This is a genomic window from Haliscomenobacter sp. (assembly GCF_965225875.1).
Classification (GTDB): domain Bacteria; phylum Bacteroidota; class Bacteroidia; order Chitinophagales; family Saprospiraceae; genus Haliscomenobacter.
The window spans coordinates 676,327-690,673 of the sequence record NZ_CBDDBS010000003.1 but is presented as its reverse complement, the minus strand read 5'-3'; the positions used below and the strand labels follow the sequence as shown (position 1 = coordinate 690,673).

Here is a 14,347-nt window from a genome sequence, read left to right as displayed (position 1 = left end):
AATAGTTTTCAATAAACATCTATAAATTATTTATTGCCATGAACTTAAAAACCTCAATGTTGGCACTATGGGCCACTGTATTGTACTTGAATCTCTCTGCACAAGAAACCTCAATCAAATGGGGAAAAATTCCGGAAGAAGAGTTAAAAATGACCAGTTATGACCTGGACACCTCCGCCGCTGCCCTGGTGCTCGCCGATATTGGCTATTTCACCTACGACTTACGCGCTCCTGATCAGTTGACCGAATTGAATGTTCACCGCCGCATCAAGATTTTGAAACGCAATGGATTTAGTGAAGGCGATATTGAAATACCGTATTACAGCAAAGACCGTTATCAGGATATCATCCAGCTCAAAGCCCAAATCTTTAACCCGGACGGCAGCAAACGCAGCATTGAAAAGAAAGATTTTTTTGAAGAAAAAACTGCCGAGGGCTATACTACCAAAAAATTTACTTTCCCTGAAATACAGGTAGGTAGCGTCATCGAGTATTCCTACGTCATGCAAACAAAGGATTGGGTACGCATTCCCACCTGGTATTTTCAAACCGACATCCCCGTGCGTTTGAGTGAATATGTGCTGAACATCCCTGAATTTTTGGAGTTCGTGATCATTTCGCGGGGTCGTGAGTTGGATCGCAACGAGCAGTTTTTGGAAAGTGGCATCGGCATCCGGAACCGCAAATACATCCTGGCGGTCAAAGACGCCCCAGCACTCAAGGAAGAAGCCTTTATTACCACCATGACTGATTATACCGCGCACGTCATTTTTCAAATCAGTGGTACGGTACAGAACGGAGTCCGGGAACCGTACCTGAGTGATTGGCCAACCGTAGCCAAACAGTTTCTGGAAGATGAAAGTTTTGGCAAAAGGATCGACCGCAAAGCCAATTTCAACGACGCATACGATAAAGTAGCTCCCTTGGTAGCGAGCGCCAAAACGCCCGAAGAAAAAATCAAAACCATTTACCACTTTGTGCTGGACCACATCAAATGGGATGGAACGAATGGCATCTACCAAACGGAACCCTTAAATAAAGTATTTGAGCTCAAAAAAGGAGATGCTGCGGGGGTGAACCTGATGCTCATTGCGCTGCTTAAAGCATTTGGATTTGATGCCAAACCCCTCTTGGTCAGTACCCGGGAGCACGGTCAACCAATCGAATTGTACCCCATCCGGAGCCAATTCAATTATGTTTTGGTTTTCCTTAAGCACAATGATAAAATCCAATTGTTGGATGCAACTCACCACCAACGTCCGATGGGACTGCCCGCAATAAGAGCACTCAATAATAAAGGTTGGGTGGTCGACGCTGAAAAACCAGAATGGGTAGACATTGCCCCCGGGCGCTCCAGCTCAACCCGGATGTTCAATATCACCTTGAACGAGGAAGGTAAAGCTGTAGGAAAAATTGTTTCTGCTTACGATGGTTACGCAGCACTGGAAGTCCGGGAGGAATTGACCAAAAAAGATGATCCACAAAGTAGCAGTCAAGCACCAGAGGAAGATAAAGACGAGGATGTATCCGCTACCCTTGCCAATATTGAATATGATTCTGTGACAATCAAAAACCTAGATGACATTTACAAAACCCTGGCCTACAATGCCAAAGTGGTCATTCCTGAAGGAGGTACGGTCAATGGCGATTTTATCTACCTCAACCCTGTATTCCATCCCGCGTTTGATGAAAATCCCTTTAAACAAACTGTACGGGAATACCCGGTCGATATCCCCTACCCTTTGTCCCATCGTTACGTACTCAACCTGACTATACCCGAAGGTTACGCTGTGGAACAAATGCCCGAACAAGTCAGTTTGTCCCTACCGGAGAATGGAGGTAAATTCACCTTCCTGGTCAGCAAACTGGCTGGCACAACCCGCACATTCCAAATCAACAGTACCATCCAAATCAACCAGGTACATTTTGAACCTGAAGAATACACGGCCATCAAAAAGTTTTTTGACCTAATCATTGAAAAGCAACAGGAACAACTGGTGCTTAAAAAAATCTAATCCCATGAAATTCAAAATCATAAGCGTATTACTTCTACTCGCCTGGTCGCCCTTGCTACGTGCCCAAATCGATTTGGCACCAAAGCCTATCGACTCCCTACTGCCCAACGCCAAGGAAATAGTACGGGTGGAAAGGATCAAAATCCGGCTCAATTCCAACACTGAAGGGATTTATTCCTACCGCAAGGTGGTAACAGTACTGAACAACAACAGCACCGCCAACACCATCTACATCGGCTATGACCCTGAAACGCCCATTTCACAGCTCAGGGCCAATTTGTACGATAAAAACAATCAGCTGTTGCGCAAAATCAAAAAGGAAGAGTTTGAAGATTATGCCGCAGTAGATGGGTTTTCAATTTACCAAGACAGCCGAGTCAAGGTATTGAACCTCAATCACACCGATTTTCCCTTTACAGTGGAGTGGGAATACGAACAAAAATTAAAGGGGATTACCCTTGCCCTCCTGCCCGACTGGGACATTCAGCGGTATGGCACTGCCGTGGAACTGGGCGAATTGAGTGTAGAAGTTCCACTAAACACCCAATTGCATCACCGTAGCGTAAACATCCAACTCAATCCTGTAGTAAATGCACTCAAAGATGGTTACCAGCAGTACTTATGGAAAGTCCGAGATTTGAAAGCAGTCAAGGAAGAACCTTACTCTCCGCATTACGAGCAGGTTTTGCCCCAGGTACAATTGGCGATCAACAGCTTCCAGATTGCAAGTTACTCGGGCAGCATGAGCAGTTGGAAGGAATTTGGGCGCTTTATGGCCTCCTTATACCAGGGTCGGGATGAACTTCCTTTGGAATTGAAAAATGAATTGAATACGGTTTTGAACGGGGCTAAAAACAACGCCGAAAAAGTCGAACGGTTGTACCGCTACATGCAAGGCAAAATGCGTTATGTGAGTGTACAATTGGGAATTGGTGGCTGGCAGCCATTTACGGCGGAATACGTGCACCGCAATAAATACGGCGACTGTAAGGCCTTGACCAACTTCATGAAAGCACTGTTGAATTATGCCAATATCAAAGCCTACCCGGTTGCCATTCAAAATACAGATGAGGCTCCCCGGGTGTTTGACGAAAACTTTGTCAATGATCCCGGATTCAACCACGTAGTTTTGTACGTTCCCTCCGAAAAAATCTGGCTGGAATGCACCTCTACCAATTACCCCATCAACTACCTGGGCGAAAGCAACTCCGATCGACAGGTATTGTTGCTCAACGAGGAGGGCGGTCAATTGCTGCGTACCCCCGTTTTAAGCAGCAAGGAAAATCGGGAGTATTGGCGAGCAGAATTTCGGATTGATGCTGAAGGAAAGGTTGAAAATAGTGCCCGAGCTGATTTTTATGGCGCCAATCATGAGCTGTATCGTGCCTTGAAGGAAAGTTTGGCTGCAAAAGAGCGCAAGGAATGGTTGGAAGAAAACCTCCATCTGGCTCTGGAGTCCCTGGATAGTCTACAAGTCAATTACCAAAAAGACCGTGCCGAGGCTTCCTTATCTTTTAAAGCTGCACTCAGCCGCATGGGTAGTCGATCGGGCAAACGCTGGTTCGTGCCCTTCAATCCACTCAATCCATTGACGAAAGCACCCGCCAAAGCCGAAAATCGCCTCCAAAGAGTGGTCAACCGCAAAGCTTATGTGCAGGAATCAGATCTAAGTTTTACCCTTCCAGCAGGTTACAAAGTGGAAAGTTTGCCTTTTTCAGACAAAAAACTGGAAAGCCCATTTGGCCAATATGAGGTAAAAGTAGAACAGCTGGGTGATAAGATTTTGGTTAAGCGTCGCTTACAAATCGAAGCGGTTAACCTCCCTGCTACTGAATATACGGCCTTTAGCAATTTTTATCGGGAAGTTGCGAAGTGGGATGGGACGAAAATGGTGCTGGTTAGTGATAAATGATGAGTGATGAGTGATGAATTGCTGCCGCAGCGACTTTAATAATGTCGCTGCGGCAGCAATTCATCACTCATCACTTATCATTCATCACTCCATTATGGAATCGCCTTCGGTGCTGGAGCCAAATCTCCCGCTTCCAAAACCCGCTTAACCCCTTTCTTCTTACCCACCGTTTTGGTGGCGAGTTCTACGGCTTTTTCAACGTTAACAATGCCGCCACTTTTGCTGAGCGTGCTGAAGTCAACCTTTTCATCCTCAGTGCCAGGTTTGATCACCTTCCGGTTTTGTTTGACCGAAGAAGCAATCAGTACCTCTTTAACCTGATCGGCAGTGAGGTCAGGGAAATAAGAGCGGAGGATAGCCGCAACCCCTGCTACCATCGGAGCCGCCATACTGGTACCTTGAAGATTTTCATAGGTATTCTCAGGTGTTGTAGCATAAATTTCTGCCCCAGGTGCAAATACATCTACATATTCCTGGTTGTAGTTGGAAAACTCTGCCGCCATATTTTCGCCCAGGTCTGCGTTCAAGGCGCCTACCTCAACCCAATTGGTTGCTGATTTTTTGCCCGGTTTGCCTTTTTTCTCAAAATGGTCATTTGGGTAGTTGTTGGTCAAATCTAGGTTCTTGCCATCGTTACCTGCCGCATGGATGAGTAGTACGTCTTTTTCCATGGCGTATTTCACTGCTGCGTCAACCGCTGGTTTGTTGGGAGAATACCCCTTACCAAAGCTCATGTTGATCACTGTAGCACCATTGTCTACCGCATAACGAATGGCATTGGCAACGTCCTTGTCGCGCTCGTCGCCATCAGGCACCGTGCGAACAGACATAATGCGAACATTGTCTGCTACACCGTCCATGCCAATGTTGTTGCCACGTTTGGCACCAATGATGCCTGCCACGTGAGTTCCGTGCTTGGCATCGGGGCCTTTTACATCGTTGTTCCCATAAAAGCGCTCATTGATGTCGGCATAATTGTCACCAACGATCTTGCGAGGGTCGTAGTCAGGGTTGTAGTTGTAATTCAATTGGCCGTAGTAGTGATCGTAGGCCTCCAGGATTTGAGCGGCCATACTTTTGAAGGTCTCACCTGCTTCGATGCCTTGAATAAAGATACCCTTGATGCCATTCAGGCGCTGGTCGGTGGTTTTAAACTTCTTCAGGTCGTTTAGAGATGGATTGTCAGTTCCTAAACCTTTTACCAACTGGTCATACATATCTTTGACCATGGCAAATTGCTTAAGGTTGCCTTCAGCACTCTGACGGCCTTTTTCCACCACCTCTTTGTATTCTTCGTATTTGGCGTATTCTGCTTTGTCCGCTTTGCTCAAGGTAGCTGGGTCTTTGCCTTCAAATTTCTTTTTCAAAGTTGCATAAAGGCGGGTTACTTCGAGGTTGTCATGCACCACGTTTTCTCCTTTGGCATTGCCCAGGAAACTCCAACCATTGATGTCGTCGATATAGCCATTTTTGTCGTCATCGATGCCATTGTTGGGGATTTCGTCTTCATTGACCCACATCACGTCTTTCAGGTCCTCGTGCTTGTAATCCACTCCTGAATCGATTACGGCTACAACCACGGTTTTGCCTTTTTTGGTTTTAGGCAAACGTTTGTAGATCGATTCGGTGGCCAAACCGGGGACGCCGTCTTTGGAAGGATCCAAGTGGAACCAGTTTTGTGGCGCTTGAGCCATCAAGTTGCTAGCCATCATTCCAATCAGGAATGCTACAATTGTGCAAAATTTGCGCTTCATTTCAAGGTTTATTTGATCAAAATAGAATAAAAACAAAAATAGACCATCCGCAGGGTATTCAAAGACCAAAGCAAATTATATCTTTCGCGTTGAACTGAATTTGCATGATGTTATTCCTCTTTTACCTGCGGTTCTGCTTTCGTTGCTTGCGCTTTTATTTTCAAGCCGCTACTAAATACGATGTTCATTCGCCATTTGTTGCCGACTTTGTGGAATATATTGTGGAAGATGAGCGTCTTTTCTACGCTTTCCCCTTCATTGAGCGCATGCGTGCCCGCCTCCACCGCAACAACTACCCGATAGAAATCGTCGATCTGGGTGCGGGTTCTAAAGCCAATCAAGCCAAAGTACGTAGTGTGCGCAACATTTTGCGCTACAGCGCCGTATCTGAAGCCACTGGCCAGCAATTGTTCCGCCTGGTCGCTCACTACAAGCCCAAACAGATCGTAGAACTGGGTACCTCTTTAGGTGTGTCCACAATGTATATGGCCGCAGCTGCCCCTAATGGACAGGTCACAACGTTGGAAGGTTGCCCCGATATTGCGGATGTTGCCCAAATGAACTTCCAAAGGCTCGAATTTTCGAACATTTCACTCCTTTTGGGGGATTTTCAAAACACCTTCCCCAAAGTCCTCATTGAAATAGCCCAATTGGATTTTTTGTTCATTGATGGGGATCATCGCGCCGGAAGAGCAGAGCAATACTTCGAGTGGAGTTTACCCAAAATCCATGCCAAATCGATTATTGTGCTGGCGGATATTCATTGGTCGAAGGAGATGGAGGGATGCTGGGAGAAAATTCGAAAACACCCGCAAGTGAAGTTGTCGATTGATTTGTTGCAACTAGGTGTCTTGTTTTTCGATGATGCCATTCGAGAGGAACAGCATTTGAGTTTGGTGAAGTGGAAGTGGAAGTTTTGGAGATTGGGACTATTTGGACGTAAATGACTTTTAATACTTCGCCTCATTTCTGAAGACAATGCCCCAGAAATGAGGCGAAGTATTAAAGTAAAAACCTACCGCAACCTCCGCCCCACAAACTTCTCCCGAATCACATCCTGCACCTCCTTATCCTCAATTTTACTCTCCAACCAGGAGATGATATCGAGGTACATAAAGGGCCTGCGCTCAAAAGGATCGTTCTCCAGCTTGATCAACTTATCGCGCAAGGAAATGAACTCGTTGCGCAACTCCTGCTCGCGCATGCGCGGGATGCGCCGCAAGAAGCGGAATACTTCCCGGTGCACCGCCCCGATATCCTCCATTTTGGACAAAAAGCGGTAAACCGATTTCACCTGGTACTCCACCAACTGCGCATTCCCCATTTCGAAATGCGCAATGAGGTTGAGGATACGGGCAAAAACCTGAATATCGGCCCGGTAATCCGGGTTCTTTTGATTGATGATCAGGTTGAGGTAAGTTATAGCATTGTCATTGTCCCCACTGCCAAAATAAAGGCAGGCAATTCGGTAATAAAAGACCAGGATGCGGTGGTGATCCCAGTTGTAACGATCACTTTCAATGATCTCCATCAATTCCGGAATCAAGGCGATACCCTCGCTGAAAGTCCCCTCGATGAAGTGTTTCTGAATGGCGTGGATGTATTTGAACAGGAAGTAGAGGCCCTCGATGTTGTTGTCATCGGCCATATCGAAGCGCTTGGGAAAATTGATCAAATCTTCAAAAACTTCGGCATAACGATTGTAATGCAACATGTTGTACAGTGTACTCAACAGGTTGTGTAGGCCCTTGAGATAAAGTGGGGTATGCAATTCTAGCATCTCCGGCTCCTCCTTGTACAAATCGACCCAGCGCTGGGCATAACGGTAACAAGAGGTAAATTCCTGGTTCATGTGATAATACCACATGTGGGCCTGGTTGTAGTAGACCTTGCCCATAAAATCAAGGCTTTTATAATCCGCCTTAGGCAATTTGGCATAAAAAAACTGCTTTACCTCCTGGGCGTCCTTTTCATTGCGCACATAACCCACCTTTAAGTACAAGCCATACAACTGTAAAGCCAGGTTGGAAAAAGCATGGGTTTGTTCAATGATGCGAGTTAGATCTAAAGTCTCGGCTGCCAGGGAATCAGCCCGGCCTTCAATGCTTCGGGTAATGTATTGGCCTTCGATGTGTTTTTCAAATTCCAGGATTTCCAGTGCCAGCGCGTGGTAATTGCCCGCTTTTGCCCGGCTTTTGGCTTTTTCCAACATATCCAGGGACTGGCGGTACAAGCCCTTGTTGTAGAGCACTCGGGCATAATCCACCATTTCGCGGATTTGAATATCGTTGGCATTTTTGGTACTCAGTAGCCGTAAACTGGTCAGCAATTGTTTGTATAAATGCGCTTTGAGATTGGAGAGTTGGCTCTTTTTAACATCAGGGATTTTTTTCAAAATAACGTCCTCCTCATACTCGCCACGTTTTTCCAAAAAATCAAAAAGTTGCAGAAACAGAATGTCTTCGGAAGACTGATTTCGTTTCACAAACAAGCGAAAATGCCTTTTTTCGGCCCGCGTAAGGGAGCGGATCAACGCCACAAGGTCATCAGTTTTTTGTTTAGGCATTGTAGATTCGATTTTATTAATCGATTAAGCGTCAACAACTTTCGGAATACAATGTTGTTTACCGACTTGTACTAATTTTTGATTTTGATTTTAAGCCGCCTAAGCAACAAAATATCTTTGAAGACAGCAAACATACAAAATCCGCACTAATGAGCAGCAACAGGATTTACATATTTGATACCACCTTAAGGGATGGGGAACAGGTTCCAGGGTGTAAGTTGAACACCGAACAGAAAATTGAGTTGGCATTGGCCCTGGAAAAACTAGGGGTTGATGTGATCGAGGCGGGTTTCCCTATTTCCAGTCCTGGTGACTTTGCATCGGTGGAAGCCGTTTGTAAAGCCGTGAAAGATCCCGTGGTTTGTGGGCTTTCCCGATCAGTGGAAAAAGACATCAAAACTGCCGCCGAAGCTTTGAAATACGCCAAACGCCCCCGCATCCACACGGGCATTGGCACTTCAGACTCGCACATCCTCCACAAATTTAAAGCAACCCGGGAGGAGATCATCGAACGCGCCGTTGCCGCTGTAAAATACGCTAAATCCTTCGTTGAGGATGTAGAATTTTATGCGGAAGATGCTGGGCGTACCGACAATGAGTACCTCGCCAGGGTAATCGAAGCCGTGGTGGCTGCTGGTGCAACGGTTTTGAACATCCCAGATACCACCGGTTATTGCCTGCCAGAGGAATATGGCCTCAAAATCAAATACCTCTACGAGAACGTAAAAGGGATCCACAAGTGTACCCTTTCCACCCATTGCCACAACGATTTAGGCTTGGCTACTGCCAACTCGATTGCTGGGGTACAAAACGGGGCTCGGCAGGTGGAATGTACCATCAATGGGATTGGGGAACGCGCGGGGAATACTTCCCTCGAAGAAGTGGTGATGATTCTACGCCAACACCCTTACCTGGGCTTCACCACGGGTATCAACTCTAAGTTGTTGAATCCTACCAGCCAATTGGTCAGTGATCGCATGGGGATGCCCGTACAACCGAATAAGGCCATCGTAGGCGCAAATGCTTTTGCTCACTCTTCCGGTATTCACCAGGATGGGGTAATCAAGCAGCGGGAGACCTACGAAATCATCGATCCGCTGGAAGTAGGTGTAGACCAGTCCAAAATTGTGTTGACCGCCCGCAGTGGTCGTGCTGCCCTGGCCTTCCGCGCCAAAGAAATTGGTCACAACCTGACCAAAGATGAATTGGATGTCACTTACGGCAAGTTTTTGGAATGGGCCGACCGTAAAAAGGAGATCGACGACAACGATCTGGTGCACATTATTGCCGAAGCCAAAGAAATGGCAACAGTTATTTAAATAGTGGGGCAAAATAAGTGTTTCATTTTCTCTGAGCCAAAGGAACAGATAAGAAACTTGAAATGAAGCGTTTACTTATCTATTCCTTTGGCAAAATGAAACATTTATTTTTTTTGCCCTCAGCAAATATTACCAAAATTTTACTTTGCCTTAAGAAGCATTATCAGCTTTTAGTTCGTTCTTTAGAAAAGAAAAAGGTTTCCCATTTTGGTGTCGCCAAAGGAAACCTTTTTCTATTTTATTGCGTCTAATGAAAAAGTTGAGAAGTTGAGGTGTTGAGAAGTTGAGGCTACCGCTGCGACAGCCTCAACTTCTCAACACCTCAACTTCTCAACTGAATTATTTTTCAGTCCTTTTTACTGACAAATTATAAGTATCCCATGGAAAAGAAAATTGCCATACTTCCCGGCGATGGCATCGGCCCGGAAGTAGTTGAACAAGGCGTCAAAGTGCTGGAAGCCATTGCTGACCGATTCCATCACCAATTCCGATTGCACTATTTCGATATTGGAGCAGCCGCCATTGAAAAATATGGCACTCCCCTACCCACTCATACCCTCGAAGGAGTGCAACGCTGTGATGCCATTTTGTTCGGAGCGGTTGGTGATCCAAAATACGATGATCAAACCACGGTACAAACCCGCCCGGAACAAGGACTACTGCAGTTGCGCAAAAAACTGGGTTTGTTTGCCAACATTCGCCCAGTGCGCACCGTCAACTCACTTTTGCACCTTTCCCCACTCAAGAAAGAACGGGTCAAAAACGTAGATTTTATCATTTACCGGGAACTGACGGGTGGCATTTATTTTGGAGAAAAAGGCCGCAATGCCGATGGCAGCGCTTATGATGTAACGACTTATCACCCCCGTGAAATCGAGCGCATCGCCCGCCTGGCCTTTAAACAAGCCAGCAAACGACGGGGTAAACTGACCCTGGTTGGAAAAGCCAATGTGTTGGAAACCTCGCTCTTGTGGCGGGAAACGGTGGACAAAATGGCCCAAAATTATCCAACGGTAAAATTGGAGTACCTGAACGCCGACAATGCGGCCATGCAAATTGTCTTGAATCCCAAGGAATTCGACGTCATCTTAACAGATAATTTGATTGGAGATATTCTTTCGGATGAAGCGAGCGCCATTACGGGATCGATTGGCCTGCTGCCTTCGGCGTCTGTTGGTGATGGTACTCCCCTATTTGAACCCATTCACGGTTCTTTTCCTCGGGCAGCGGGTGAGGACATTGCCAACCCCATTGCTACAATCCTTTCGGTTGCCATGATGTTGGACCATTTCAAATTGTACGAAGAAGCATCCGTGGTACGCCACAAAGTGCGCAACGCCCTGGAAAAGGGTATCGGCACGGCTGAATTGCATCTGGATACGGTTTATTCTTGCTCTCAAATGGGCGATATGATCGATCATTTGATTACAGATCATTATGATTTAGCGCACAGCATCAGTGTGATGGGTGAAAGGGTGGCGACGATTATATGATTGAAATTTTCAGCTGTAAAGGGAAACTTCTTTACAGCTGAAAATTTACAGATAAGCTTCAATTTTAAATATCTTTAAAATTGAAAAGGCAGCACCAAGAACACCAAGCAAGAAAGTCGTCTACGTCTAACTTTGTGTCCTTGGTGCTGCCTTTGTGTTCTTTGTGAAAATAAAAACCTCGTGCTACTTCAAGCTCAGTTTCACCTCACTCTCCTTACCATCCTTACTCAACACGACCTTGTAATCCCCTCTTGGCAAGTACATTTTACCATCCTTAGCAGCCTTTAATGTAGTAGGCCGCTCATCCTCCTTGCGTGACTTATTCAGCTTTTGTTCCATCACCGAACCTTTGTCCGCATCCATGGTCAGGTTGTAGCTCAGATAGTTCAGCCCCTTTTTAGCATCAGCGTCAAAGGTTTTGAGCACCACATCGTCTGATTTGATGCTAATCTTCACTTTCCCAGCAGCATTGACGTACACAGGAAATTTCATTTCTGCTTTACCCGTATCCGCCCAAACTGCAAATACAGCCCCCCAACGCGGCGACCACCGTGGCGCATCCGGCTCAAAAGCTTTGATAGTACTTGCCAGCACATCCGCCTTAAGTTGTTGCATTTCTTTGGCTTCGCCAACGTACAAGGAACGACCATGGGTACCGACCACAATCTCCCGTTCGCGTGGGTGAATCACCACATCATGTATAGGCGTGGCAGGCAATCCGTTGTTCATCAATTGGAAACTTTTGCCCCGGTCCAGCGAAATGTACAAGCCATGATCGGAACCAACGTACAAGAGATCTGGATTCACCGGATCCTCTTTCACCACATTAAGGGGCTCCATCGGCAAATCTTTACCAATAGCTGTCCAGGTTTCACCATAGTTATCCGACATGTAAAGATATGGAGTGAAATCATCGTAACGGTATGCATTCAGTGCTACGTATACCCGGCCTTCCACAAAACTGGAAGCCTGAATGCGCGCCACCCAGAGGTCTTTCGGCAGACCGTTGGTGATCAGTTTCCAGCTCACCCCACCATCGCGGCTGACGTGGATCAAGCCATCGTCGGAGCCCGTGTAGAGCAAGCCAAATTTAAGCGGAGATTCATGGATACAGCTCAAGGTGCCAAAAGGTACATCCCCTTTTTTACCTCCTTGGGTCAAATCACCAGAGATTTCTTCAAAATTGTCTCCCTTGTTGAAAGAGCGGTGCAATTTATTGGAAGCCATGTAGAGGATGTCCTGGTTGTGTACCGACAAATGGATTGGCGCCTGCCAGTTCCAGCGCAAGGGCCGCTCGCCAAATTTATGCCGAGGCGTAATGAACTTGCGCTCCCCGGTACGGGTATTCTGACGAGTATAACTGCCAAATTGAGATCCGGAATACACGGTGGCATTGTCACGCGTATCCACCATCACCTGCATCCCGTCGCCGCCGCCAATGCGCTTGTAGGGATACTGCCCGCTGGAATACCAGCCACTTCCAGCTTGATAAGTGCTGGGGCCCATCCAAACGCCATTGTCTTGCAAACCACCATACACATTGTAAGGAGTGGCCATGTCGACATTGATGTAATAAAACTGGCCCACCGCAGGAGTGTTGCAATGCACCCAGTTTTCCCCATCGTCGTAAGAGATATTGATGCCCCCGTCGTTACCCAAGATGAGGTGCCCCGGGCGTTTGCCATTGATCCACAAGGCATGGTGGTCGCTGTGTACGTTGTCGTCATCGATGCTGCGGAAGGTTTTTCCCCCATCATTGGAGCGCAAAACCGGCACCCCATAAACGTATACCTTATTCGGGTCATTCGGAGCTACCCGTACCTGACCAAAGTAGTAGCCGTAGCTGCTGTATACCTGATCCAGGTAATCCTTGTGGGTACGTTTCCAGGACTTGCCTTCGTCATCCGAGCGGTAAATCTCCAATCCAACCACATCCGTTTCAAACAAGAGGGAATTGGCATCTTCGGTAAATTCCACCAAACTAGCGGGTTTCGCTTTGTCCGATTTGATCATCTCGGTCACTTTCTCCACCGTCAGATCGGCAGGAAAACGGTTGCCTGCCAGGTATTCCTTGATCTGGTATTTTTTCAAAGCCAAAAACTGGTCTTTGCTCATGGTCCGCAATTGGGCGTTGGTCAAGGCATCTGGAACATCCGGAGTTTCTGGTGCCCGGCGGTTGTAGTTGTCAATGGCTGCGTACAGTACTGCTTTCCCTCCAGAACGAACAATGGCCAAACCAATCCGGCCAGCGCCTTCGCCGGTAGGGAAACCAGCAGTTGGGGTGCTCAACAAGGTCCATTTATTTCCACCATCAGTACTTTTGTACAAACCTGTTCCCGTGCCAGATTCCACGAAGTTCCAGGCCCGGCGCTCGCGGTGCCAGGTAGCGGCGTACAAGATATTGGGGTTTTGTGGGTCGATGACCAAATCAGCAGCGCCTGCATTTTCATTGGCAAACAGAGTCAGTTTCCAGGTTTTGCCACCATCGGTGGTTTTGTATACCCCACGTTCCTTGTTGGGGCTGTACAAGTGACCCAGTACGGCTACCCAGGCAGTATTGGGGTCCGTGGGGTGCAAAATGATGCGGCTAATGTGGTGACTTTCTTCCAAGCCCAGGTATTGCCAGCTTTTGCCACCATCGGTGCTTTTGTACATTCCTGAACCCGCATAAGAAGATCGGCTGGAGTTGTTTTCACCTGTGCCCAGCCAAATGATGTTGTTTTTCCAGTTGACGGCTACATCGCCAATGGTCATTACGGCCTCCTTGTCAAAAAGAGGCTCAAAACTGATGCCGTTGTTGGTGGTTTTCCAAAGGCCACCCGAAGCAAAGGCAGCGTAAAAATGGCTGGGATCGTCCTCTTTTACATCAACATCAACGATGCGCCCACTTTGTACAGTGGGGCCGATGCTGCGGAATTCGACGCCATTGACCAGGGAGTTGTTTTCCAAGGATTTACGCTGCTGCACCATGCTCTGCATCCGTTGTGCAGCGGGTGTAGCCGAAGGCTGTGCTTGCAAGGCAATACTCACGCAGAGAAGGAGTATCGGTAAAAATGGTTTCATTGGTGAATGTGCTTGTGTGGATGTTTTGAACTAATCCGTGTTAAGTGATGGGTGAAAATAGGGATTCTTAAAGGATCGCCCAAGCACTGGTACTTTTTTAGAGATGAATGCATTCTGAACAGTGCTAAACAACCTTAATTCGCTGCATTGTAACAACTAAAAAAGGAGCACACCTTACGATGTACTCCTTCAATTTCGGTAATCAGGCTAAACTCATCCATTAAG

The 14,347-nt window shown here is 46.9% G+C and carries 8 protein-coding genes; 5 read left to right on the top strand and 3 right to left on the bottom strand.

From position 1 onward, the window contains the following. Window positions 1-38: 38 nt before the first annotated feature. Window positions 39-2,015: a DUF3857 and transglutaminase domain-containing protein gene (locus ACO08K_RS23205; protein WP_421798865.1), complete on the top strand. Its 1,977-nt coding sequence runs from the start codon at window positions 39-41 to the stop codon at window positions 2,013-2,015. A gap of 4 nt (window positions 2,016-2,019) precedes the next feature. Next, window positions 2,020-3,927 carry a DUF3857 domain-containing protein gene (locus ACO08K_RS23200; RefSeq protein WP_421798864.1) on the top strand — a complete coding sequence of 636 codons (1,908 nt, stop codon included), beginning with the start codon at window positions 2,020-2,022 and terminating at the stop codon, window positions 3,925-3,927. Between the two features lie 92 nt (window positions 3,928-4,019). Here the strand turns inward: ACO08K_RS23200 and ACO08K_RS23195 are convergent, their stop codons facing one another. Next, entirely contained in the window at window positions 4,020-5,681 is a 1,662-nt protein-coding gene (locus tag ACO08K_RS23195) for a S8 family peptidase (RefSeq protein WP_421798863.1), read from the bottom strand. A 104-nt stretch (window positions 5,682-5,785) separates the two neighbouring features. Here ACO08K_RS23195 and ACO08K_RS23190 point away from each other — a divergent pair, with 104 nt between their 5' ends. Next, window positions 5,786-6,628 (top strand): O-methyltransferase, encoded by an 843-nt coding sequence (locus ACO08K_RS23190; RefSeq protein ID WP_421798862.1) that lies wholly within the window; start codon window positions 5,786-5,788, stop codon window positions 6,626-6,628. A gap of 68 nt (window positions 6,629-6,696) precedes the next feature. Here ACO08K_RS23190 and ACO08K_RS23185 read toward each other — a convergent pair whose 3' ends face one another. Continuing rightward, window positions 6,697-8,247, bottom strand: coding sequence for a hypothetical protein (locus ACO08K_RS23185; RefSeq protein ID WP_421798861.1), 1,551 nt, complete (start codon window positions 8,245-8,247; stop codon window positions 6,697-6,699). A 149-nt stretch (window positions 8,248-8,396) separates the two neighbouring features. Between ACO08K_RS23185 and ACO08K_RS23180 the strand changes: the two genes are divergently transcribed. Further along, a complete protein-coding gene (locus ACO08K_RS23180) occupies window positions 8,397-9,566 on the top strand; it encodes a 2-isopropylmalate synthase (protein ID WP_421798860.1) in 1,170 nt (389 codons plus the stop codon). Between the two features lie 380 nt (window positions 9,567-9,946). Beyond that, window positions 9,947-11,059, top strand: a complete 1,113-nt coding sequence (gene leuB, locus ACO08K_RS23175; RefSeq protein WP_421798859.1) for a 3-isopropylmalate dehydrogenase — start codon at window positions 9,947-9,949, stop codon at window positions 11,057-11,059. Window positions 11,060-11,242: 183 nt separating this feature from the next. Here the strand turns inward: leuB and ACO08K_RS23170 are convergent, their stop codons facing one another. Further along, a complete protein-coding gene (locus ACO08K_RS23170; protein WP_421798858.1) occupies window positions 11,243-14,122 on the bottom strand; it encodes a VPS10 domain-containing protein in 2,880 nt (959 codons plus the stop codon). Window positions 14,123-14,347: the final 225 nt, after the last annotated feature.

Excerpts from the sequence above, each read along its gene's own strand:
- ACO08K_RS23190 (WP_421798862.1), top strand. The coding sequence starts at position 5,786 with ATGATGTTATTCCTCTTTTACCTGCGGTTCTGCTTTCGTTGCTTGCGC.
- ACO08K_RS23195 (WP_421798863.1), bottom strand. The coding sequence starts at position 5,681 with ATGAAGCGCAAATTTTGCACAATTGTAGCATTCCTGATTGGAATGATG.
- ACO08K_RS23180 (WP_421798860.1), top strand. The coding sequence starts at position 8,397 with ATGAGCAGCAACAGGATTTACATATTTGATACCACCTTAAGGGATGGG.
- ACO08K_RS23185 (WP_421798861.1), bottom strand. The coding sequence starts at position 8,247 with ATGCCTAAACAAAAAACTGATGACCTTGTGGCGTTGATCCGCTCCCTT.
- ACO08K_RS23170 (WP_421798858.1), bottom strand. The coding sequence starts at position 14,122 with ATGAAACCATTTTTACCGATACTCCTTCTCTGCGTGAGTATTGCCTTG.
- leuB (WP_421798859.1), top strand. The coding sequence starts at position 9,947 with ATGGAAAAGAAAATTGCCATACTTCCCGGCGATGGCATCGGCCCGGAA.
- ACO08K_RS23200 (WP_421798864.1), top strand. The coding sequence starts at position 2,020 with ATGAAATTCAAAATCATAAGCGTATTACTTCTACTCGCCTGGTCGCCC.
- ACO08K_RS23205 (WP_421798865.1), top strand. The coding sequence starts at position 39 with ATGAACTTAAAAACCTCAATGTTGGCACTATGGGCCACTGTATTGTAC.